This is a genomic window from Woronichinia naegeliana WA131 (assembly GCA_025370055.1).
GTDB classification, from domain to species: domain Bacteria; phylum Cyanobacteriota; class Cyanobacteriia; order Cyanobacteriales; family Microcystaceae; genus Woronichinia; species Woronichinia naegeliana.
This window is the reverse complement of record CP073041.1, coordinates 4,987,045-5,010,525: the sequence shown is the minus strand read 5'-3', so window position 1 is coordinate 5,010,525 and position 23,481 is coordinate 4,987,045. Positions and strand designations below refer to the sequence as shown.

Sequence of the window (23,481 nt, the reverse complement as noted above, 5' to 3'; positions counted from 1 at the left end):
TCACAAAAGAGAGGAAAATTAACACCATTTTTCACAAGAAAAACGACTCTACAACTTTTTACTTTTTGTCTTCTGAAGTAGAGTAGAAAGATTCATTACCAAAAAGTTCATCGCAATTACCGTTTCCGAGGTCTCAGGTAGTTTGGCCATCACTCGACCAAGACTAAATTTCCTCTTTCCCTGTCCGAATTTACCCTCAATGGCATTACGCACTCTTTCATCTGAGCGTGCCTCTTTCTTTTTTTCTTTGCTCACCTCTTTCGGCGGTCTTCCCAATCGGGGACCACTCATTCTTATATCCCTTTCTTTACAATAAGCTCGATTCGCTTTTGTTCGATAGATTTTATCCACATGAACCGATTCCGGATAACATCCTGTTTCCCTTTTATATTCTTCTATTCGCGCTTGTAAATCTCCCGATTCGTTGTAATTATCCCAACTTAATTTGTCTAAGAAGACAAAGCCATTCACATTACTTGCCGATATTTTAGCTCCAAACTCTACTGCTTTTCCCGCTTTTCCACGCACTATTGGACGCACGTGAGGTTGGCTTACACTCACAATTCTGTTTTCTACTTTATTTGTCTTTTTTTCATACATTTCTAACTGTTGCTCATACACTTTTCCTATCGTTACAAGCTCTTCTTGCTCTTTTTTCGTTAGTTTTTCTAACTTTGCTCCCTCTTCTATCATTTTTTCTATATGAGACAAGTTTCTTTTTATATATCCTAGTTGTTTTTTTGTTCCTTTTCTTCTTTCTTTTTTTGACACACGACGTTTTTTTGCTATGGCTAAGTACTCTTTTCTTGCCACTTCCCTATAAGTCCTCGGCTTTTCTTTCCTTTTCTCTTTTATTTCTTTTATTTCTTCATATCGCTTATCTATTATTTTTTCTGTTTTTTCTCTGGCATCATTCAATATTCCTATATCCGTTGGATATTTTATATCTGCTGGTGTACAAGTCGCATCTAACAATAACTTTCCTTCATTTTCTTTTTTTTCTGACGCTACACCCGTCGCTTTTTTTTCTATTTCTTTATTAATTTTATTTATTAATTCCATTCCTATTTTTTTACGAAAATGAACCATCATTGACGCATTAAATGCTTCTTTGCTACTATAGCTTTCCATTCCTATAAAGTACTGTAAATAAGGGTTCTCTTTTATTTGTTCTACTGTTTCTCTGTCACTTTTTCCTGAAATTTCTTTGATAATTAATGCTCCTAATGCCATTCTAAATGATTTGGCTGGGGCTCCTTTTTTTTCTGTGAAGTTTTTTGCATATTCTTCCTCATATTCTTCCCAGGGAATCATTTTTGACATTTCTATCCAACGATTTTCTTCGTCTAACTGCCCGCCGAACAGATTTTTCAAGTTTTCTGGTGTTTCAATTGAGTACTGTTGCTTTCGGTACATCTGCTTTCTCTCTTCTTAATGCAATGGTTTTGAGGCATTCTACCCTATTTTCGTGCATTCTAGCGGTTCTTAATTCGCCTACTATTTTTCTCCGTAAAGGTCTCAGCTTTTTTCAGCAAGCCCTACTTATGCTAAATCTGTTGTGGGATTACAGCGAGTGCTAGATATTTTCTGGATGGTTCATAACTTTGTTCGCAGCCATTTTACGACGAAAAAAGTTCCTGCGGTAGCTCTCGGTATAATTCAAAAAGGGTTAACTTGGGAGGACTTACTCCAAATTCGCCTGATTTGTTGAACCTCTTGTATTGCGACGTTTATAGCTTCTAGCTAGACGATACCAGTGCCTAATTTTGTAAGCCGCTCCTTTGCCGATGGATACCAAATCTTTTAGGGTCTGACGTTCTTCTTGACTTAATCGGACAATATAGGTCTTGAGCATGGTTACTTATTACGATATCTGTTGAGGTAATGAATAGCCTCTCCATTTTCCCTCAAATTCACAATCTTTAGCTTGACAGACCACTAGGTGGACTTTGAGGAAAAATCATTGGGGCTTGATGTTGGATGGCTAGTTGAGCAATGCGTTCACTAGGATAGCCATGGGAGGGTAGAGTCCGAAACCAGCGAGGGAAATTAGCCCAAATCCCCTGGGGTAACTCTAAGGAAAGAATTTGAAGTAAGCCGAGAACAATGACATGAAGATTAACAAAACGCTCAAAGGCTTCTACTTTGTTTAAAATCTGAGTCTGAACAGTTTGGGGATAGTCAGGGAGGATAAGATTGCTAGGCCAGGTCGGTAAAGTAGGAAGAGCCTTAAGCCAAAAACGATAGGCAAAGCCGCCCAAAAGATGGATTAATTGACGAAAAGTGACTTCAATCTTAAATCGGAGACCGTAAGCGGCAATAATCTCAGGTCCAGTCAAACAGAGGTCAGTAGAAAGCAGAATCAGTCTTTGTCCGTTGGGCAATTGGGTGAGGACAAACTTAACGAGCTGATGGGGACTATCCCAGTGGAACTCAAAGCACTGATAAGAAACGGAGACTTGTTGACCATAGAGCCAGACTTTAGCGGTGGGAAAATCCTCCACAAGAGCAAACAGGCTTTCTAGTTTTATTGAACTCCCCCAAAGCCGTGGTCGTCCTTTCCCCCTCAAGGTCGGAACGGAAGAAAAGGGAGCATATGCCACTGTAGAGCAACGCACTCGGGTGATGAGATGCAAGGCATTTTGGCGAAAACTTTTGAGCACTGCTCCACAAGCGAAGTAAGCATCCAAAATCACATAGCTTCCCGCCTCTGCGTAGGTAGTGCAAAGCTCCCCCATTTTCGTGACTAGAGTAGTCTTCTCTTTTTTGCTGCCTTTTTTCCCTTCCTTTGCCGTTGCTTTGGACTTGATGCCATCGTCTAGCCGCAACACTAAGGGCAAGGCAAAGCAGGCTTTTCCTGCTCCCACCAAAACACTCAAGGCATTGAAGTAATGCCCCCTTATCCATTCTGGCTTCGCCACATTTCCGGATTCTTGGTGTAGTCGTTTTACCCCTGGCATCTTGCGCCCTTCTTTCCCCACTTTGATTCCATCCCCCACATACACTCGTTTTTCCTTGATTCGATATAGATTTTCATGCTGACTTACCCACTTCGACCATCCCAAGGTCAGTCCTTTGACGTTAAATGCCTTGGATTCAAACCAATGTAGTGCCTGATGGTAGTAGCTCTCTGTTAACCCTAAGGCATTGACATAGCTTGTTATTGCGCTCGGTTGGCTGTTGAGCACTACTCCCCAGGCTAATAGGATAAACCATTGGTACGTTGCTTCTCGGCTAAAGGCGGGACGGAGATTCTCTAGGATTTGCTCTAGTCGCTGACATATACTGAACACGGTCACAAGTTGCGAATTTTAAAAATAAGAGATAATATAGTAAAAATAGAAAAAGTAGTCAAGAGGCTGAGAAATGATTAAGTTAGAATTTACGGAAGAAGACAAAAGACTGTTGTCTTACGGTCGGTTTAATCACCCGCATCCTAGAGTACAGCTAAAGATGGAAGTTTTATGGTTAAAAAGTCAGGGATTATCTCATCAAAAAATTGCTCAATTCGCAGGAGTTTCAGTAAATACGGTGACAAGCTATATCCGTGATTATCAAGAGGGCGGGATAGAAAAACTAAAAGAAATAAAATTTAATCGCCCGAAAAGCGAGTTAACAGAGCATCAAGGGACAATTGAGGCATATTTTGAGTCAAATCCACCAGCAACAATAAATGAAGCAGTAAAAAGAATAGAAGAATTAACGGGAATAAAAAGAAGTCCAACGCAAGTCAGAAAATTTTTAAAGTCAATAGGAATGAGGTGTCTAAAGGTGGGAACAATTCCATCAAAAGCAGATGTAGAAGCTCAGGATAGCTATAGAGAAAAAGAGCTAGAACCAAGGCTAGAAGAGGCAAAAGCAGGAAAAAGGGCAGTTTTCTTTGTAGATGCCTCTCATTTTGTAATGGGAGCATTTGTAAATTTTATATGGTGCTTCAAGAGGATTTTTATTAAGTCACCATCAGGGAGAAAACGTTTTAATGTGTTAGGAGCATTAAATGCAATTACCCATGAAGTAATTATGGTAACGAACAGTTCTTATATTACGGGAACTCAGGTTTGTGAACTCCTAGAAAAGATAGCAGAATTAGGACTATTAATACCGATTACATTGGTATTAGACAATGCTCGTTATCAAAAATGCCGAATTGTGCAGGAGTTGGCAGAATCATTAGGAATAGAGTTACTGTACTTACCTCCTTATTCTCCTAACTTGAATTTAATTGAAAGACTGTGGAAGTTTGTGAAAAAGAAGTGTTTATACGCAAAATATTATGAAGATTTTACGCAGTTTTCTGCAGCAATTTCAGGATGTCTTGAAGATGCTAACGTAAAATATAAGGAGGAGCTTGATTCTTTGCTCACCTTACGATTTCAACGCTTTGATAAATCTCAGATTATGAACGTTTGAAGTATAGTTGCATAATTGATAGATAGCACTGGCTATCGATTTTCTATATCAGCCAGTTTCGGACATAACGGCACTCTTGGGTATCGCATGTCCGATTTTCTTTTCTCACTTACCCTGCTCGAGAACTTCCCACTGTCCAGTTTACGAGTCTTCAGGCTTTTAGGCGTAATAGTACATACAGGATTGCCCCAAAAACCCCCTTTGAAATGTTCTTTAAATCCCTAAAAGGCTTGCTGTGTCTAAAACTGAGAATTGCTGGCTCCAAATCAGCAATTCCAAATTCAAACAGTAACATAAGATACAGACGTTATCTCGCTTTTATGCAGTTAAAAGAGATTTCGCTGATTTCTGACGTTTTTCGTACTTCCTCCTCGAATCTTAGCCTCTTGGAGAGTCAGCAACCTGCAAACAAACTTGATCAATCACTAAATAGGGCTTGCTGAAAAAAGCTGAAACCTTTACGGAGAAAAATAGTAGGCGAATTAAGAACCGCTAGAATGCACGAAAATAGGGTAGAATGCCTCAAAACCATTGCATTAAGAAGAGAGAAAGCAGATGTACCGAAAGCAACAGTACTCAATTGAAACACCAGAAAACTTGAAAAATCTGTTCGGCGGGCAGTTAGACGAAGAAAATCGTTGGATAGAAATGTCAAAAATGATTCCCTGGGAAGAATATGAGGAAGAATATGCAAAAAACTTCACAGAAAAAAAAGGAGCCCCAGCCAAATCATTTAGAATGGCATTAGGAGCATTAATTATCAAAGAAATTTCAGGAAAAAGTGACAGAGAAACAGTAGAACAAATAAAAGAGAACCCTTATTTACAGTACTTTATAGGAATGGAAAGCTATAGTAGCAAAGAAGCATTTAATGCGTCAATGATGGTTCATTTTCGTAAAAAAATAGGAATGGAATTAATAAATAAAATTAATAAAGAAATAGAAAAAAGCGACGGGTGTAGCGTCAGAAAAAAAAGAAAATGAAGGAAAGTTATTGTTAGATGCGACTTGTACACCAGCAGATATAAAATATCCAACGGATATAGGAATATTGAATGATGCCAGAGAAAAACAGAAAAAATAATAGATAAGCTGTATGAAGAAATAAAAGAGAAAAGGAAAGAAAAGCCGAGGACTTATAGGGAAGTGGCAAGAAAAGAGTACTTAGCCATAGCAAAAAAACGTCGTGTGTCAAAAAAAGAAAGAAGAAAAGGAACAAAAAAACAACTAGGATATATAAAAAGAAACTTGTCTGATATAGAAAAAATGATAGAAGAGGGAGCAAAGTTAGAAAAACTAACGAAAAAAGAGCAAGAAGAGCTTGTAACGATAGGAAAAGTGTATGAGCAACAGTTAGAAATGTATGAAAAAAAGACAAATAAAGTAGAAAACAGAATTGTGAGTGTAAGCCAACCTCACGTGCGTCCAATAGTGCGTGGAAAAGCGGGAAAAGCAGTAGAGTTTGGAGCTAAAATATCGGCAAGTAATGTGAATGGCTTTGTCTTCTTAGACAAATTAAGTTGGGATAATTACAACGAATCGGGAGATTTACAAGCGCGAATAGAAGAATATAAAAGGGAAACAGGATGTTATCCGGAATCGGTTCATGTGGATAAAATCTATCGAACAAAAGCGAATCGAGCTTATTGTAAAGAAAGGGATATAAGAATGAGTGGTCCCCGATTGGGAAGACCGCCGAAAGAGGTGAGCAAAGAAAAAAAGAAAGAGGCACGCTCAGATGAAAGAGTGCGTAATGCCATTGAGGGTAAATTCGGACAGGGAAAGAGGAAATTTAGTCTTGGTCGAGTGATGGCCAAACTACCTGAGACCTCGGAAACGGTAATTGCGATGAACTTTTTGGTAATGAATCTTTCTACTCTACTTCAGAAGACAAAAAGTAAAAAGTTGTAGAGTCGTTTTTCTTGTGAAAAATGGTGTTAATTTTCCTCTCTTTTGTGAGGAGTGATTTGTGTTGACCTTTTTAGACAGAAAGGAACAATAGATTAAACAAAATCTGTATTTTGATTTGTTTCCATAAGGATAAGTTATCTATGCTTTTTCAGTCCATACTTCCCTAACCCACAGGGTGCGACCTTTAGTTGATAAAAGCTGTTGTAATCAGGGTTCTACAGGGAACCCATATTGATCAAGTTTTGCCCAAAATTGACTCCATCGTTCCTTGGTCAATACCAAAGCTCGTAGGCTCAAAATAATTCCTGCTCCTTTTTCCTTCCATCGCATCCCTGAACAACATAATCGTTGTTTGACCAACGTCTTACAAGCTGCTTCCGTAACACCTGAACCAATCGGATACTTTTTCTCTATGTATTCAGCATAATCCATTTGATGCTGATGATTCTCGTAATAAGTAATCGCCGCTTGTAGTTTCTCGGTAAGATTCTTAGAATGACTTTTTTCTTCTTTGACTTCTTTCATCAGATTTAGCAGTTCTCCTGCTTTTCCTTTTTCATGCTTGAGTTCTCGACAATTTTCAGTCAACCATTCTTTTTGTTTTGACACGGTATTCGGATGCAACGCTTCTGCCAAGGCACCTAAGTAACCAGAGGCATGATAGAAATCTAATATCTGTTCTTCCGTTTGCTTTTCTAAAAACTTCCAATTTGATTCTGCCCCGTCTGCTATCCCGACCAATGTTGCCTCTGGATAACGTTTTTTCGCTCGCTCAATTTCTCTTTCTAATCTTTCTAGAAAACTCTTTTTTCCATACTCTGGTGCCGCACCTAGATAGATTGTAGGTTGACGTTCGCCTTCACTATCGTATAGGGAAACGGTTCCCACCATTGCTTCACGGTAGCCATCCTCACACATCAGCATACAGGTTCCATCTAATCCTATTCCCACTGTTGCAATTTGGCTATCCTCCTTGGGCGGGGCATAACTCCACGCTTCTTCTTTTGCCTGTACCACACTTCCTACTGCTTCACTCAATCTTTGGATATAGGATAGCGCTACTTTTCTACCATGATTTTCTAATAAATCATTTTTCACCTCTTTGCCTGCCATCCCTGACATTTTTGAGGATACCTGTTTTGCCAATAATGGCGTTGATGTTATGATTATCCTTGCTTCTCTTTCTAAGGGGCAATACGTTTTTCCTCAAAGGTGAACGCTGATATACATGACGATTCACTATAACCTCACCATAAGGTGTTTGATATTCTTTCGGTTGCTCTCCCTTACTCTTCCAGATTTCTTCACCGATTTTTAAGGGTGAACCATCTGTATCTAAATATTTCAAGGCTTCTTTGCTGGCGATGCAACCTACTTCGTTTAAGCCTTTTTGAATATTTATTTCTGTATCCAACATTGAACGACTGAGTTCTAATGTTAGTTCTATTTTTATCTTTGAACCCTCTACATTAATTAGTTTTGCTGTCATCATTGTTTCCTCTTTGTCACTTTTCATCTCATGTTAACACTTTTCTTTTCCTTCATCAACTAAAGGTCGCACCCAACCCACATTTCTTTCGTTTTTTGACTTTTTCAGCAAGCCCTAAATAGAGCATTACGCTGATTCCACATATTGATACAAAACCCCTTGACCGTAAGCACTTCAAGGCTTTTGTATCTTGGACTACATTCTGAATTTGGAATTGCTGGCTCCAAATCAAGCTCAGTCTTTAAATAACCCTTTTGTGTTACAATTTTTGAGACTTTTGTCATCAAAGGGTTCCTGACCAGGGAACAAGCCTGATTTTGGAGTGTGTGTCAGCACCCCGCACTGAAGTAACGGCGGCTCTCGTGCCTCTAACTTTAGTTAGCTGACCAGCCTAAGTCCTTCGAGGACTACGTTATCTAAGTCAAGATACCCACAAATGCGACGCTAGTTTGTGGCTCTATCGTCAACCATTAAACAGTTTTACGAGGGGTAAGACAGTGTGGTTGGCCTAACAAGCTTAGATAACCTTGGCGAAGCGAACATTACGTCGTACAGAATAGGCAGACTTCGGCTTAGAAGCGGGATAGAAACTGTACCTCTTTCTATCTCTCCCTTTCGCGGGGAATAAATTCCCCTGTGTCGTTTTTCCTCTCAGGTCTGAAGACACTGAGTTTCCAAACTCCCATTTTTTTTATGACCAATAACTACAGTGCCGATCAAATTCAAGTCCTCGAAGGTTTGGATCCGGTTCGTAAGCGTCCGGGGATGTATATCGGTACAACAGGCCCGAAGGGGCTACATCACTTGGTTTATGAAGTGGTGGATAACTCCATTGACGAAGCGATGGCAGGTTACTGTACCCATATTGAAATTGATATCAATGTTGATGGATCAGTGCGGGTGACAGATGATGGTCGTGGGATTCCCACTGAGATCCACCCGACAACGGGGAAATCTGCGTTAGAAACAGTATTAACAGTTCTCCATGCAGGGGGTAAGTTTGGTGGTGGTGGTTATCGAGTCTCCGGTGGATTGCATGGTGTCGGTATTTCCGTAGTGAATGCCCTCTCAGCTTGGGTAGAAGTCACGGTTTGGCGCAATGGCAAGGAATATATTCAACGTTTTGAAAAAGGGATTCCTGTCACGGAACTACAGGTTTCAGAGAATCCGGATCATGCCACTGGAACCTCGGTCATCTTTTTACCGGATCAAGAGATCTTTACCGGCGGGATTGAATTTGAGTACTCTACGCTTTCCGGTCGGTTACGGGAATTAGCCTATCTCAATGCCGGTATTACCATTACTTTCAGCGATTGCCGTCCATCCGATCCCCATATTGAAACCTATTTATACGCAGGGGGCATCAAGGAATATGTCGCCTACATGACCTCCGAGAAAGAAGCCCTACATAAGGATATTATCTATGTTTCTGGTGAACGCAATAACGTTCAGGTAGAAGTGGCCCTTCAGTGGTGTATTGATGCCTACAGTGACAATCTTTTAGGATTTGCCAATAATATTCGCACCATTGACGGAGGAACTCACCTCGAAGGTTTAAAGACAGTTCTCACTCGTACCATTAATTCCGTCGCCCGCAAACGCAATAAAATTAAGGAAAACGAAGCCAATTTAGGGGGTGAAAATGTTCGGGAAGGTTTAACGGCGGTTATTTCCGTCAAAGTCCCCGATCCTGAATTTGAAGGTCAAACCAAAACCAAATTAGGTAACACCGAAGTTCGCGGCATTGTTGACTCTTTTGTGGGTGAAGCGTTAGGGGAATTTTTAGATTTTAATCCCCAGGTTGCTGATTCAATTATTGAAAAAGCAGTGCAAGCTTATAAAGCGGCAGAGGCAGCCCGTCGTGCGCGGGAGTTAGTGCGTCGTAAATCGGTTTTAGAATCCTCAACTTTACCAGGTAAATTGGCAGATTGTAGCAGCAAAGATCCCACTGAATCAGAGATTTATATCGTCGAAGGCGATAGTGCTGGGGGCTGTTGGTGCGGAGATACTAAGGTCGCATTGGCTGATGGTCGTAACCTTAGCTTTAAAGAATTAGTCGAAGAAGAAAAAGCTGGAATTCAAAATTTCTGCTATACCATTCGAGACGATCACAATATCAGCATAGAGCGAATTATCAATGCTCGTGTTACCAAGAAAAATGCAACGGTTATCAAAATTACGTTGGATAATCAAGAAGAGTTAATCTGCACACCAGATCATCCTTTTATGTTAAGGGATGGTAGTTATAAGGCGGCGATTGATTTGACTCCTGATGATTCTTTAATGCCTTTGTATCGTAAGCTTTCTCAAAAGAACTCGAATGGCCAAGGTTTAGATGGTTACGAACTTGTTTGGAATCCCAAGCATGATAAGTGGATTTATACCCATTTGTTAGCTGACTTCTACAATTTGCAAAATGGAGTTTATTCGGCTTCTGAGGGATCAGACCGTCATCATGTAGATTTTAATAAGCTTAATAATAATCCAAGCAATATTAAACGACTTCCGAAAAAAGATCATATTGCATTGCATCGTCGTCATATTGAAAAAACGTTACATCGTCCTGATGTGATTGAGAAAAGCCGTCAAATCCATCAAAGTGAAGAGTTTCGTCAAAAAATGAGCGATCGCATGAAGCAACCTGAAACCCAGGCAATTTTGTCTGAACTGGCTAAAGCTCAATGGGAAGATCAAGCCTATAAAACTTATATGACCAACAAATGGTTAGAGTTTTATCAAAATAATGAAGACTATCGCCGTCAAAATCATGTTCAACTGAATCAGGCACAACAGCAATATTGGGGTCAAGCGGAAAATCGTTTAGCCCAGTCTGAGCGAGTTCGTGAGTATTTTAATGAGCATCCTGAGCTACGAGAACAGTATTCTGAAACCTCGAAAGAGCAATGGAATAATCCTGAGTTACGGGAATGGCGACGGGAAAAAACGAAAGAACAATGGACTCCAGAATTTCGGAAAAAACGACGTTCTGCGTTAAATAAAACCTACTATCAGAAAACCTTAGCTACCCTTAAGCAAGTTGAATTAGAACAAGGTTATTTGGACTTAGAGGCTTATCGAGCTTACCGTTTACAAACTAATGATAAATCTCTGTTACGGTTTGATACTTTCTGTAAGCGTTACTTTGAAGGCAACGAACAGTTAGCTAAGGAAGCGATCGCAAACTATAACCATCGTATTGTTTCTATTGAGATGGTGACGGAACGATATGACGTTTATGATATCGAAGTTCCCCATACCCATAACTTTGCCTTAGCAAGTGGCATCTTTGTTCATAACAGTGCTAAACAGGGGCGCGATCGCCGTTTTCAAGCAATTTTGCCGTTACGAGGTAAGATTTTAAACATTGAAAAAACTGATGATGCCAAGATTTATAAAAACACAGAAATTCAGGCCTTAATTACAGCATTAGGATTAGGGATTAAAGGCGATGAATTTGATGTCAATCAACTACGCTATCACCATATTATTATTATGAGTGTGGCAGGGGATGAGCCGACTCTCGTCATGGATGATACCGGCAAAACAGAATTTGTCAAAATTGGGCAATTTATTGATGATTGCATTGAGGGTCGAAAAACCCCTGAACGCTATCAAGTGATTTCCTTTGATCCCCATACTCATCAAACTCGATTCCGTCCCCTCAAAGCGGTGATTCGTCACGGTCATGAAGAGCCGATGTATGAAATTACCACCCGTTACAATCGCTCTATTAAGGTTACATCTTCTCATAGTGTCTTTGTCTATGATCAAGGAGAAGTGAAACTCAAAAAAGGCAATGAAATTCAGGTAGGGGATTTATTAGTTGCCAGTCGTCGTTTACCCCGTCCTAATAGCCAACCGGAGCGTATCGATCTACTCAAAACCTTTTATCAGGCTGGCTTAACCCATTCTCTTTATCTGCAAGGAGAATCGGTACGACGTATTGCCAGTGAACGAGTTTTAGCAAAGGTAGAACGTCCCGATTTATTAAGTGAGCCAAGGGTGCAACTGTGCGAAGAAGATTGGCAAATTTTGATCCAACAGCGTCAAACTTCCCAAATTTCCCAAAAACAAGTAGCGACTCTTTGCAATGTTAAACAACCGATAACGATTAGTCATTGGGAACGAGGGATCAATCATCCAACCTTGCCTGCTTTTCTCAACTATTTAGAGGCGATCGGCGGTAATGACCAAATTGTCTATGAAACCCTACCTTCTAAATTAGAAACCTATCTTCATCAGGATAACCAAAGCAAAAATGCTCGTTGGCGAGAAGTCAGTGACTATAAAGCCTTTGAGGACTTTACCCCTAGCGAATTAATTGTCCTAGATGATCATATTCAATTGGTTCCTCAAGCTCATCTAGATAAAGCTTTTGCTCGTTACTTGCCAATTACGGCTGAATTACTGTGGTTTTTAGGCTGGTATGTGGCCGAGGGAACCTTAAGTCAACATCAAGTTAGTCTCAATTTAGGACAAAAAGATCAGGTCTTTATCCCTGAATTAATGGCAGCTATTACCGCCACTTTTGGAGAAACACCTCGATGCTATGCAGATCCCGATAGTCAGGGTATTAAACTCTACTTCCATAGTGTCTTAGCGGCTCGTCTGTTAAAAGCCTGGAATCTTGCAGAGGTGGCCCATCAGAAACAATTGCCCGATCTCATTTTTAGCTTAAGCGAAGAGTTACAACTAGCCTTTTTAGAAGGTTATTTCCTCGGCGATGGAACTATTGGAGACAACCATTTTTCGCTGACGACTAATTCTACCTCGGCTAAAGATGGACTACTGTACTTATTTGGTCAATTGGGATTGATTGTCAGCCACTCTCGCTTACAACCGTCAACGGCGATCGATGCGCCTATCCAAACCCGTCATCCCTACTTCACCATTACTCTCTGTGGTAAAGAACAGTTAGAACAATGTCGCCCGATTTGGCAACGTCATCATCTTGCGAATGTATTGATTAATCATCTAGCGAACCCCACTCGCAAAGCCCAGAATTTTGTCCCGATTAGTGAAGATTTAATGGGATTGAAAGTGATCAGCCATCAAGAAATTGAGGCGGTGGGGGAATATGTTTATGATTTCTCAGTTGAAGATGATGAGAACTTTGTCTGTGGTGTGGGTGGCGTTCTTGCCCATAATACTGATGCTGATGTTGATGGGGCGCACATACGCACTCTTTTACTGACTTTCTTCTATCGTTATCAACGGGATATGGTGGATCAAGGTTACATTTATATTGCCTGTCCTCCTCTGTATAAATTAGAGCGTGGTAAAAACCATTACTATTGCTATTCAGATCGAGAATTACAGGAACAAATTAGTCAATTTCCCTCCAATGCCAGTTATACGATTCAACGCTTTAAAGGGCTAGGAGAAATGATGCCAACTCAGTTATGGGATACAACGATGAACCCAGAAACTCGCACCTTAAAACGGGTTCAAATTGAGGATGCTGCCGAAGCCGATCGCATTTTTACGGTATTGATGGGCGATCGCGTTGCCCCGCGTCGGGAGTTTATTGAAACCTATGGAGCTAAATTAAATCTCGTTGATTTAGATATTTAGTGTAAAAAATGGGTTGTAAAACCAGGGAATCTTCCCCAACGAAGTGGTGGGCTTGAAATGGAGTCCGGTATTACCCAGACCTTTCTGCTCGCCATTATTCCCGTTGTGCTACTAGTTGTTTTGAATCTGTTTGGGAGTGCAAAATTTTCAATACCCTCCTCCTAACATTGATCAGTAATCTAGGAAACTTTCTGTAACGGTTCAAATTTAGTAAATTGTAACTTTTTACTTGACTGAGAAACTTGTGGGGGAACAGTAGGGTAAAGTTTTGGCGGTAAGATTTTGGTGCTTTTGGGAGAGGTGATATGTAGTCTCCTGCGCATTACAGATAGCTTCGGTAACTGAAGATCTAAGGGAATATGATTATCCCCTTCCGTGACAACCACATCAATCGTAAAAGTCCTGTTCTGATCGGGATAGGAAAGCTCGACAAAATAAGTAATCTCTCGTTTATGGGTGTATGTGGCCGGATGATCTTGAGAGGAAATAGTGTCAGCGATTGCAGGGATTTCTACAGAAAGTTTTGTTATGTTTTCATCGGCTTCTTTGGTACTTTTCCCTTCTAGTAGAGGTAGTTCTTCTAAGCAAATTGCTTGGGTTTCTTCTGGGTTGATATCTGTTGCTAATTCTGACGAAGAAACAGTGGCGAAAAGAGTTTGAATTTCTTCCGCTTCTATCTCCTCTAATTCAGCTAGGGAAGGAAATAACTCTGATAGGATCGGCTGGTCATCTTCTGCATCTATCTCATCAAGGAAAGGTAATTCTGTGATCACTGATGGGGAAGAGGAGACAAGTTCTAATTCTTCTGGGATAGGTACACCAGGGGAATCGGATTCCGGCAAGATTACCGTAACTGAGTTTGTCGTAGTAGATGAGTCTAAAGATAACGGATCTGGTTCAGGAGTTAAGGGAGCATCAATGTTGACAGGCTGACAGATTACTTCCATTTCATAATGAATTTGACTAATGGCTTCTAATTCAGGTGTTAAAGCCGCTTCTTCAAGGTAGGCAAATTGATGAGGTGTGGGAGTAAATACGTCGGGCAGAGGTGATAATTCGGGCATCTCCATTGAGCGGAAGAAATCTAGGAGAGAAGATTTTTGGGGAGGCTCCAAGGGGGTTTCTAATAGCTCAACGGGAGTAATATCAAACTGAAGTGAGGTTCGCCAAGTTGCGCCGGACATTTCAGCTAAGATAGATGGAAAACAATGAATTTGCCATTGACCAGCCGATAAATGGGTGAGGGGAAGTAACAAAATAAAACCCTCATGATCTAAGCGGTGTGAGAGAGAAGCAATGGTTTGGGGCGGATTTGCTTGCTTGAGATCTTGATGGGTGATGCGAATATCCACGTTGAGTTTGGGGCGATCGCTTTTGGCCGCCAATTGATAGCATCCGGCTGGCAAACTAGAAAGATCTGTCAGTTTAGACCATTCTGTTTCACCGTCTTTTTGAATCAAAAAGTCCCAAGTGTTGCTCATAAAATTGTCAAAAGAGGAGGAGGAGCGACCCGATAGTAATAGGTATAATACTAATTTTCTCAAATCTAATGACTTAAAAATCAAACTGGCATTAGTTTAAGAAATCCTATTGTTAAGGTCTAGGTAAAATTACTAGAAGCGATCGCGAAATCCCGCTAGTTATGAGAATTTAAGTCTGTTAATCTCGGCTCGAAGTTCCCCCAATTGAGAAAATAATTGCGTCAGACTCAGGGTTTCCTGTTCTTTTTGAGCTAACCATTTCAGTTGTACGGTTTGGGCCTCGGCCTCCGCATCTCCTAAGATCAAACAAGCGATCGCCCCACTCCGATCCGCCCGTTTAAATTGTTTACCAAAGGCACTGCCACTCAGATCCAATTCTGCGCTAAAACCAGCTTGGCGTAAGCGTTGGGCCAGCAGTAGAGCATGGTGTTCCGCCTTTTCTCCTTTGGAAACCAGATAAAAATCCGGTCGCGGGGAAAGAACCGGTTGTAATTGTTGCAAAAGTAAAATGAGTCGTTCTAAACCGATCGCCCAACCTACGGCCGGTGTGTCAGGGCCACCGAGGGAAGACACTAAACCATCGTAGCGACCGCCGCCACAAACCGTTGCCTGGGCCCCTAGATCATCGGATTGAATTTCAAAGGCGGTATGGGTGTAGTAGTCCAAACCTCTGACTAAGGAGGGATTTAATTGATAAACAATGCCCAGATCGCTTAATAATTGCTGGACTTGCTCAAAATGCTGGCGGGAGCGATCGCCGAGATAGGCCAAAATATTGGGAGCCTGACGGACAATTTCCTGGGTTTTTTGATCCTTGCTATCCAAAATTCGGAGGGGATTGCGACTCAAACGGGCCTGGGAATCGGGATCAAGATCGGCATGATAAGGAGTGAGATAGTTAACCAAAGCCTCGCGGTACTGTTGACGGTCTTCCACATTGCCCACCGAGTTCAGGGATAAATGCAAATTTTTCAAGCCCAAGGTTTGCAAAATATCGGTTCCCAAGGCAATGACCTCCGCATCGGCACGGGGATCGGCACTGCCTAACACTTCTACCCCAATTTGGTGAAACTGCCGTTGACGACCTGCCTGGGGCCGCTCATAACGAAACATTGGCCCTTTGTACCATAGTCGCTGCACACCACCACTGGCCTGTAAATTATGCTCAATCAAGGCTCTTACTACGCCGGCTGTGCCTTCGGGTCTGAGAGTTAGAGAGCGATCGCCGCGATCCAGAAAGCTGTACATTTCTTTGCCTACCACATCGGTGGCCTCGCCAATGCCCCGTTCAAAGAGAGCCGTTTGTTCAAAAATAGGAGTCCGAATTTCCTGGTATAGAGCCTGTTCAAGAACCTGAGTCGCCACCCTTTCCACCTGCTGCCAATAACCCATCTCTGAGGGAAGAATATCGCGGGTTCCTCGGCTCGCTTGAATCGCACCCATTCTGCTTTGCACCTTTCACTATTAATCTGCCTTATCTACCATAGCCGATGAAGTTAAGATCCGAAAATCAGAAAACTCTCTATAATGAGAGAAATATTAAGAAATGTTACAAACTCCCATGCCCGTTCCAGACCTTGCTCAAATTTCAACCCAGCTAGAAAGTCCCAATTCCCGCGATCGCATGATTGCCTTAGCCTCATTACGGGAAATCAGCAGTGCGGAAGCGGTTCCTCTGATTAAAAAAGTATTAGAGGATGAAGTGTTACAAATTCGCTCCATGGCTGTGTTTGCCCTGGGCATTAAACAAACTGAAGAATGTTATCCCATTTTGGTTAGACTCTTGGAAACCGATCCCGACTATGGCATTCGGGCGGATGCGGCAGGTGCTCTGGGTTATTTGGAAGATAATCGAGCTTTTGAACCGCTCTGTCGGGCTTTTTATGAAGATACGGAATGGTTAGTCCGTTTTAGTGCAGCAGTTTCTCTCGGCAATTTGAAAGATCAACGCGCTAAACAGGTTTTACTTCAGGCCTTAGATAATCAGGAAGTGGTGGTACAACAGGCAGCGATCGCCGCGATCGGAGAAATTGGAGCCGTAGATGCGGTGGAGGCCATTTTAAGATTTGCCGGTTCCGAGGATTGGTTAGTTCGACAACGTTTGGCTGAGGCTCTGGGTAATCTTCCCTGTGAAAAATCTCTTTCTGCTCTCAAGTTTTTAGCCAAAGATGAACACTTCCAGGTGAATCAAGCAGCCCAGCTTGCGTTGCAACGGCTCCAAATAACCTAAAATTGATCAGGTTTGGTCAATTCGGTTTTAATAAACGATTCATGGAAATTCAAGATTTTTTAACGCTATGGGAGGGAAAATGGTTCTCTCAGCGCAGTAATTACGACTTTAACCGTAATGTGGCCGAAAGCCACAAATCCGAGTTGACCATTGAAACCTTAGCCTTTAATCATCCAACTGTTGTCGAATTTGCACAAAGTCAGGATATTCCCACTTCGGAGCAAATACTGGGCTTACAAATGGGCTGGGATAATTCCGTTGATTGGGGTAAACCGAAACAAACAGGCTCTTTACTTTATCTTTTTCTCCCCCATCCCGAACATTCCCATCACGGCCAACTGCGGCGATCACCCCTAAAAATAGGACAAAAAGCCTTGGTCGGGAAATATCTCTTTGCAGTGGATGAAAGCTTGACTCTGATTCTAGAACAAGGCCCCCTTCAGATTGAAGAAAGACTCTGGTTTGCCAGTCCTAACTTACGCCTGCGAACCAGCTTAGTCTTACAGAACCATCAGTTCAGCCATAGTGCTTTTTATACTGAAATTCGCAAACTGCCCCCCACCAAAACAGAATAATTTCCTTCTTTTCGTCCTCTTTGGTTTAGCAATTTCCTCTCCATGAACCGATTTCGATTAATCTGTCCTGGATTAATGGCAATTTGTTTAGCCATTTTTCTTTGCTTATCCGCTTGTAGTCAGCCCCTGATTAATAGCAACGGTGATGATAGTAGCAAGTCTGCCAATTCTAACTTTGAGATTAGGGATAGTGCCTCTTCCGCCAAGAACATCAGTGGTAGTATTTTGCTGTGGCATGATTTAGATGTTAATACAGCAGAAATTAGACGAACCATTAATACCTATAGACAGATTAATCCCAATGTTAATATTGTTGTTGAACAAATCCCGAAAAGAGAATTAATAAAACGTTTTTTTCGACAGTTTAGAGCTGGATTAGCCCCTAATCTTTTGCTGATAGATTATGATTTTATGTCTAAGCTGATTCAAGCTCAGACCTTAGTCTCGATTGATCCTAAAAGTATTGATCTAAGGAACATTCTGCCGTCCGCTTTAGCTCAAGTCACCTATCAAAATAAAATTTATGGATTACCCGGCGCAGTCATCACTCAAGTACTTTGCTACAACAAAAATAGAGTTGATGACAGTCAGGTACCAGAGAAGTTAGAGGATCTGGTCAGTCAAGCAGCGGCTGGTTACTCCATTGGCATCCCTTCTAGTTTTGAAGAAACCTTTTGGGGGATTCAGCTTTTTGGGAGTGAAGTTTTTGATGCCCAAGGTAATTTTGTTTTAAAACGAGGGAGTTGGGTGGCTTGGATGACCTGGCTACAATCCCTTAAAACCCAGCCTAAAATTATCCTTAGTTCTAGTGTTAAGGCTCTGAACCAATCCTTTAAAGGAGGAAATTTAGATTATCTTGTCTGTGACTCTACTTCCATTCCTGATTTTAAAAAAGCGTTAAAAAATAATAATTTGGGGGTGACAGTTTTACCCGCTCATGGACAGAATTTGGCGGGCCCCATCCTCTATACAAAAGTTTTAGCCATTACGAATAGCTTTAGTCCTCGCCAAACAGCGATCGCCTTAGATTTTGCCCGTTTTGTCACCAATAAAGAACAACAAAAACAACGAGCAATGGATCTTGGTGCCTTTATTCTCCCTGACAAAACAGTGATCCTAGATAAACGTTTATTTCCCATTGAAGCGATCCTAGAGCAACAAGCTCGTTCAGCAGTGGGCATTCCGCTGGATCATATTTCTAAAGCGGAGATTGTTTTTCCGATCGCTGAGAGCCTTTACGAGCAAATTCTGACTGGAGCAATTTCTCCTCAGGAAGGCGGAATTGAATTATTGAAATTGGTGCATCAATCTTCCCAAAAAACTCAGTAAACAACTCTTTAGATTTAGCCTATATAAAATATTGATATGCCTAATCCTGAGCCTCAATCCCTTAATTATCTCCTCGATCAAATTGATAAGTTGCTGATTTTTCTAGAACGTTCTCAAGTTCAAATTCAATTAGCGGCGATCGCGACAGTCCTAGTCATTTCGGCTGGGCTATATCGACGACTTTGGAAGCATTTCCAGCAAAAATTCCCCTTACCATTGATGCTCTGGCAACAAGATAGACCCATAGGACTCCAAGAATATAGCATTATTTTAATTCGTTATTTAACCTTACCTATTCTTAATCTTTTAGGCTTGTTTATTCTCTTAAAAACTTGGCAATCCCACCAGTTTATCAATGGCTTAATTGTCGTCGCTTGGGAAATTGCTATTCTTCATACTGGCTATCGGCTTTTGCTCGCCAGTTTATGTCTCGGATTTGCACCCAAAATTGTGCGGAAATATCAACTCTCCTTTTTTCTGCCTATTTTTATCCTGCTTGTCTGTATTAGAATCATTAATATTGCGGGCAACTTTCAGGAAATCTTATCGGCGAATGTATTAAACCTCTTTGGAAGTCCGCTGCGAGTCGGAGCTATCCTGATCAGTTCTGTCGGACTATATCTTTGGTTTGTTGGAGTTGGCATATTTCAATATCTTTTATTGTCCTTTTTGACTGCTAATAATCGAGTAGAAACAGGGACAGCAGAGGCGACGGTGATTTTAATTCGCTATTTTTTAATGGCGTTTGGTATTGTGCTCATCTTTGGTTATATTGGCTTTAGTCCCACCGCTTTTGCTGCTATTACAGGGGGACTTTCCGTTGGTTTAGGCTTTGGCTTGAAAGAGGTTTTTAGTAATTTTATTAGTGGCATTTTCTTACTTTTTGAAGGCGTTTTACGGCCCGGAGATTTAATTAGTATTGATGGTACTACGGCTGAAGTAAAAAAATTAGGGGTTCGAGCCACAACGGTTAAAATAGCAGCCGATAACTCAGAAAAAATTATTCCCAACCAAACATTTTTTACGGATATTGTCACTACCTTCACTGGCAGCGATCGCATTATTCGCAATTCCCTCACCATTGGGGTCAGCTACGATGCCGATCCCCAAAAAGTCATTGAGATTTTGTTAGGATTAACCGCAGATAATGCTCATATTCTCGAAGATCCCAAACCCTTAGCTTTTTTAATTGACTTTGCAGACTTTAGTATTAGCTATCAATTAACTTTTTACTTAGATGATCCCACCATTGGCAAAACCATCAAAAGTGATTTAAGTCGTCAACTGTGGCAACGATTTGCTGAAAATGGCATCGAAATGCCCTTTCCTCAGTACGATATTCATTTGCGAAGTAGCAATGTTCCCCTGGCTTTCCCCAGTCCTGATTCCCATCCCAATTCTCACGCTGATTCTGAGCCGCGATCACAACTCTAAAGAAAAAAGGGCAACACTGTCACAGCATCGCCCATACCCTGCCAAACTTTTTCTGGTCTCAGGACTTTTACCAAACCTAAAATGTCAAGACTAACTTATGCCAAAATCAAAGGCAGATTAGGTGAAAAACGTTGATCCCCGATACTTTTCCTACAATTATCATAAATAATTGGTGAACTCGACTGTAAGCAACTGTTACCAGAAAAATGGGTAAAAGCCTCGCCCTTCTAGGGCGACTTCCAGATCAACTCAATGTTTTATCTGCAATCTTTTATGATAAACTAGGGGAATGATAGTTAGAGAAGCCAAACTACTGAACGGAGCAAAAGAGCAATACCAATCTCTTGATGAAGCCATTCGGACTGCACAGTTTATTAGGAACAAAGCGGTTAGACACTGGATGGATAATCAAGGAGTCGGTAAAGCCGATTTGTATGTGCTATGCAAAGATTTAGCTAGGGCTTGCTGAATAAGTCTGCAAATCGAACCTAGATGCCACAGGGCGCGAAAAATGGTGACTTCAGAAATCAGTTTCCGATTTTAACCCACAATTTTCTAGCAAAGTGCATGGATTTTGAGCCTTCAAATGCCATAAGCTTGCACCTAATCGTGTTCAAAATGGCTGAAAAGCTTATCTGATAAAGGTTCTGCCTTTATTCGGCAAACCCTAGCTAAAGAATTTCCTTTTGCGAAAAAGTTAAATTCGGCGGCTAGACAGGCTAGTGCAGAACGAGCTTGGGCTTCTATCTCTAGCTTCTACAGTCGTTGTAGAAAAGGAGAAAAGAAAAAAGACTATCCCCAGTTTAAAAAACATTGTCGCTCTGTAGAATATAAAGTCTCAGGATGGAAACTATCTGATGATTGCATGAAAATTGCTTTCACTGATGGTTTTAATGCTGGCTCCTTTTCCCTATATTGCAACAAAGAAACGAGAGAAGACCTGTTTCGGCTAAAGATTAATCGGGTTCGAGTGGTGAGGGTACTGGTATCGTGTGATCAAAGCTAGAAAAAGTTATGGTGTAAGAGTTTGAGAAAATAGAAAATAACTTACGACTGGACATATTCCCGTTTTTGTTATACTATTATTATTGTCATTATATTAAAGAAAGGGAAAACAGAAAGCAATGTCAACATTGAATAAAAGCTCAATTGACCTCCTAAGTGATATTGGCTTACCCCAAGAGAAAGAGGAAGCCTTATTTCAGAAAAACTGCCCTCATTGCTATAGTGAAAACGTAAAAATACATTCTCATTATCAAACGAAAGGTAACGGGGAACGTAAAATGTTCATTTGTCAAGAATGTAGTTCTTGTTTTGCTGAGACTTATGGTAGCGTAATCGCTGGCTTAGAAACCCCATTAAGTGAAATTGTAAAAGTATTAAAAGCCAGAATGGAAGGAATAGGATTAAATGCAGCAGCCCGAGTATTCGGCTACGCGAAAACAACAATATTGAATTGGGAAAAGAAATTATCAGGATTACAAGAGACATTATTTTTATACGCCTTAGTGAATGAATTTGTTAAATTAGTAATAGAAGGGGATGAACTATACACAAAAGTTGGAAAAAATAAAGAAGCAAGTGCCTCTGAGAGGTGGACAATCGTGCTCATGGACAGGGCTAGCCGCTTTATTTGGCATTTAAAATGTGGTAAAAAAGAGCAGAAATTATTTCTAGAAGCAATGATGACGGTAGCGGAATTATTTGAAAGGAGTGCAGAATCTCTCCAGTTATTTACAGATGGAGAAAAGCGATATAGTCAACTGCTATTTAATATTTGTCACGAAGTATTAAGGACTGGGAAGCGAGGTCGTCCCACCAAAGTATTACCGAAGGGTATGGTGGTAAGATTAAAAAATAAGAGTAGTAAACGTCGAGATTCTGAGGGTAAACTAGAGAAAGTAGAAACTCCGAAAACTGAACATCCTGAGACAACAGAAAAACCAGAAGACAAGGATGTTCATGCCAACCACGTTGAGGCATTTAATAGTTCTCTACGACGCTATTTAGCCGCCTTTCGTCGTCGAACAAATACTTATGCTAAATCTGTTGTGGGATTACAGCGAGTGCTAGATATTTTCTGGATGGTTCATAACTTTGTTCGCAGCCATTTTACGACGAAAAAAGTTCCTGCGGTAGCTCTCGGTATAATTCAAAAAGGGTTAACTTGGGAGGACTTACTCCAAATTCGCCTGATTTGTTGAACCTCTTGTATTGCAACGTTTATAGCTTCTAGCTAGACGATACCAGTGCCGTGGTGAGAAGAGCAGATGGGTATTATGCTCAGTTCTGCTTTGACGCTGACCGCAAAGAACAAGGGGAATATACAGGTAATGTTGTTGGTTTGGATTTGGGATTAAAATATTTCACCAAAGACCAAAACGATAATGCCGTAATCTATCCCCAGTTCTTAAGAAAATCTGAGCGTAAACTAAAAAAGGCTCAGAAACGATTAAGCAAAAAATTCGTGAAAGGGGCTAAACCCCAATCCAATAACTACCATAAAGCACGAAAAAGACTGGGTAAAACCCATCTTAAAATTCAACGCCAACGGCAAGATTGGGCAATTAAGCAAGCCCGAAACGTGGTGGCATCTAACGATGTCGTGGTGTATGAAGATTTAAAGGTGTCGAACATGGTCAAGAATCATCACTTGGCTAAGTCAATTTCTGATGCTAGTTGGTATCAATTCACCCTGTGGTTAGACTACTACGGAAAAATCTGGGAAAAGGCAGTGGTGGCGGTTTCGCCTAATTATACTTCTCAGGATTGTTCTAGTTGTGGTCATCGGGCAAAAAAATCATTGAGTACCAGAACTCATTCATGTCCTAATTGTGGAATAGAAATTTGTCGTGATACAAATGCGGCAATTAATATCCTCAAAAAAGGGATGGGGATTTTGGGAAGGTCATGGCAAAACAGTACCTTTGGGCAAAAGGAATCTGCCTCGGAAGAGGGAAAGCATAGGGAGAGAACTACCTCTATCATTGAAGGGAAACCAACAAGAGTAAGTGGATCTCTGTGAACTATGAATAAGAATTCCCCGTC

At 41.0% G+C, this 23,481-nt stretch carries 12 protein-coding genes and 3 pseudogenes; 10 read left to right on the top strand and 5 right to left on the bottom strand.

Going from position 1 to position 23,481, the window contains the following annotated elements; genetic code table 11:
• Window positions 1-69: 69 nt before the first annotated feature.
• Window positions 70-1,416: pseudogene (locus KA717_25030) on the bottom strand (IS5 family transposase).
• A gap of 142 nt (window positions 1,417-1,558) precedes the next feature.
• Here KA717_25030 and KA717_25025 point away from each other — a divergent pair.
• The gene (locus KA717_25025) at window positions 1,559-1,711 is read left to right on the top strand and encodes a hypothetical protein (protein ID UXE59171.1); all 153 of its coding nucleotides are present in this window, start codon (window positions 1,559-1,561) and stop codon (window positions 1,709-1,711) included.
• Between the two features lie 211 nt (window positions 1,712-1,922).
• On the opposite strand, the gene KA717_25020 is transcribed toward KA717_25025, so the two are convergent.
• A complete protein-coding gene (locus tag KA717_25020; GenBank protein UXE59170.1) occupies window positions 1,923-3,299 on the bottom strand; it encodes a transposase in 1,377 nt (458 codons plus the stop codon).
• Between the two features lie 67 nt (window positions 3,300-3,366).
• On the opposite strand from KA717_25020, the gene KA717_25015 reads away from it, so the two are divergent.
• Window positions 3,367-4,410 carry an IS630 family transposase gene (locus KA717_25015; protein UXE59169.1) on the top strand — a complete coding sequence of 348 codons (1,044 nt, stop codon included), beginning with the start codon at window positions 3,367-3,369 and terminating at the stop codon, window positions 4,408-4,410.
• Window positions 4,411-4,965: 555 nt separating this feature from the next.
• Window positions 4,966-6,300 (top strand): annotated as a pseudogene (locus KA717_25010) (IS5 family transposase).
• A gap of 228 nt (window positions 6,301-6,528) precedes the next feature.
• On the opposite strand, the pseudogene KA717_25005 reads toward KA717_25010, so the two are convergent.
• A pseudogene (locus tag KA717_25005) lies at window positions 6,529-7,810 on the bottom strand (ISKra4 family transposase).
• Between the two features lie 693 nt (window positions 7,811-8,503).
• Between KA717_25005 and KA717_25000 the strand changes: the two are divergent.
• Window positions 8,504-13,384: an ATP-binding protein gene (locus tag KA717_25000; protein ID UXE59168.1), complete on the top strand. Its 4,881-nt coding sequence runs from the start codon at window positions 8,504-8,506 to the stop codon at window positions 13,382-13,384.
• A gap of 179 nt (window positions 13,385-13,563) precedes the next feature.
• On the opposite strand, the gene KA717_24995 is transcribed toward KA717_25000, so the two are convergent.
• Together KA717_24995 and hisS are read right to left on the bottom strand one after the other, a co-directional pair.
• Complete coding sequence (locus KA717_24995; protein UXE59167.1) at window positions 13,564-14,949, bottom strand: hypothetical protein; 1,386 nt, start codon at window positions 14,947-14,949, stop codon at window positions 13,564-13,566.
• A 75-nt stretch (window positions 14,950-15,024) separates the two neighbouring features.
• A complete protein-coding gene (hisS, locus tag KA717_24990; GenBank protein UXE59166.1) occupies window positions 15,025-16,308 on the bottom strand; it encodes a histidine--tRNA ligase in 1,284 nt (427 codons plus the stop codon).
• A gap of 103 nt (window positions 16,309-16,411) precedes the next feature.
• Here hisS and KA717_24985 point away from each other — a divergent pair, with 103 nt between their 5' ends.
• The 6 genes from KA717_24985 to KA717_24960 all read left to right on the top strand — a co-directional run bounded on the left by KA717_24985 (window position 16,412) and on the right by KA717_24960 (window position 23,458).
• Entirely contained in the window at window positions 16,412-17,095 is a 684-nt protein-coding gene (locus KA717_24985) for a HEAT repeat domain-containing protein (GenBank protein ID UXE59165.1), read from the top strand.
• A gap of 41 nt (window positions 17,096-17,136) precedes the next feature.
• Window positions 17,137-17,670: a phycobiliprotein lyase gene (locus KA717_24980; GenBank protein ID UXE59164.1), complete on the top strand. Its 534-nt coding sequence runs from the start codon at window positions 17,137-17,139 to the stop codon at window positions 17,668-17,670.
• 42 nt (window positions 17,671-17,712) lie between these two features.
• Window positions 17,713-18,999, top strand: coding sequence for an extracellular solute-binding protein (locus KA717_24975; GenBank protein ID UXE59163.1), 1,287 nt, complete (start codon window positions 17,713-17,715; stop codon window positions 18,997-18,999).
• A 36-nt stretch (window positions 19,000-19,035) separates the two neighbouring features.
• On the top strand, window positions 19,036-20,433 hold the full coding sequence (locus KA717_24970; protein UXE59162.1) for a mechanosensitive ion channel: 1,398 nt from the start codon (window positions 19,036-19,038) through the stop codon (window positions 20,431-20,433).
• Between the two features lie 1,124 nt (window positions 20,434-21,557).
• A complete protein-coding gene (locus tag KA717_24965) occupies window positions 21,558-22,637 on the top strand; it encodes an IS1 family transposase (protein UXE59161.1) in 1,080 nt (359 codons plus the stop codon).
• Window positions 22,638-22,687: 50 nt separating this feature from the next.
• Window positions 22,688-23,458, top strand: coding sequence for a transposase (locus KA717_24960; protein ID UXE59160.1), 771 nt, complete (start codon window positions 22,688-22,690; stop codon window positions 23,456-23,458).
• Window positions 23,459-23,481: the final 23 nt, after the last annotated feature.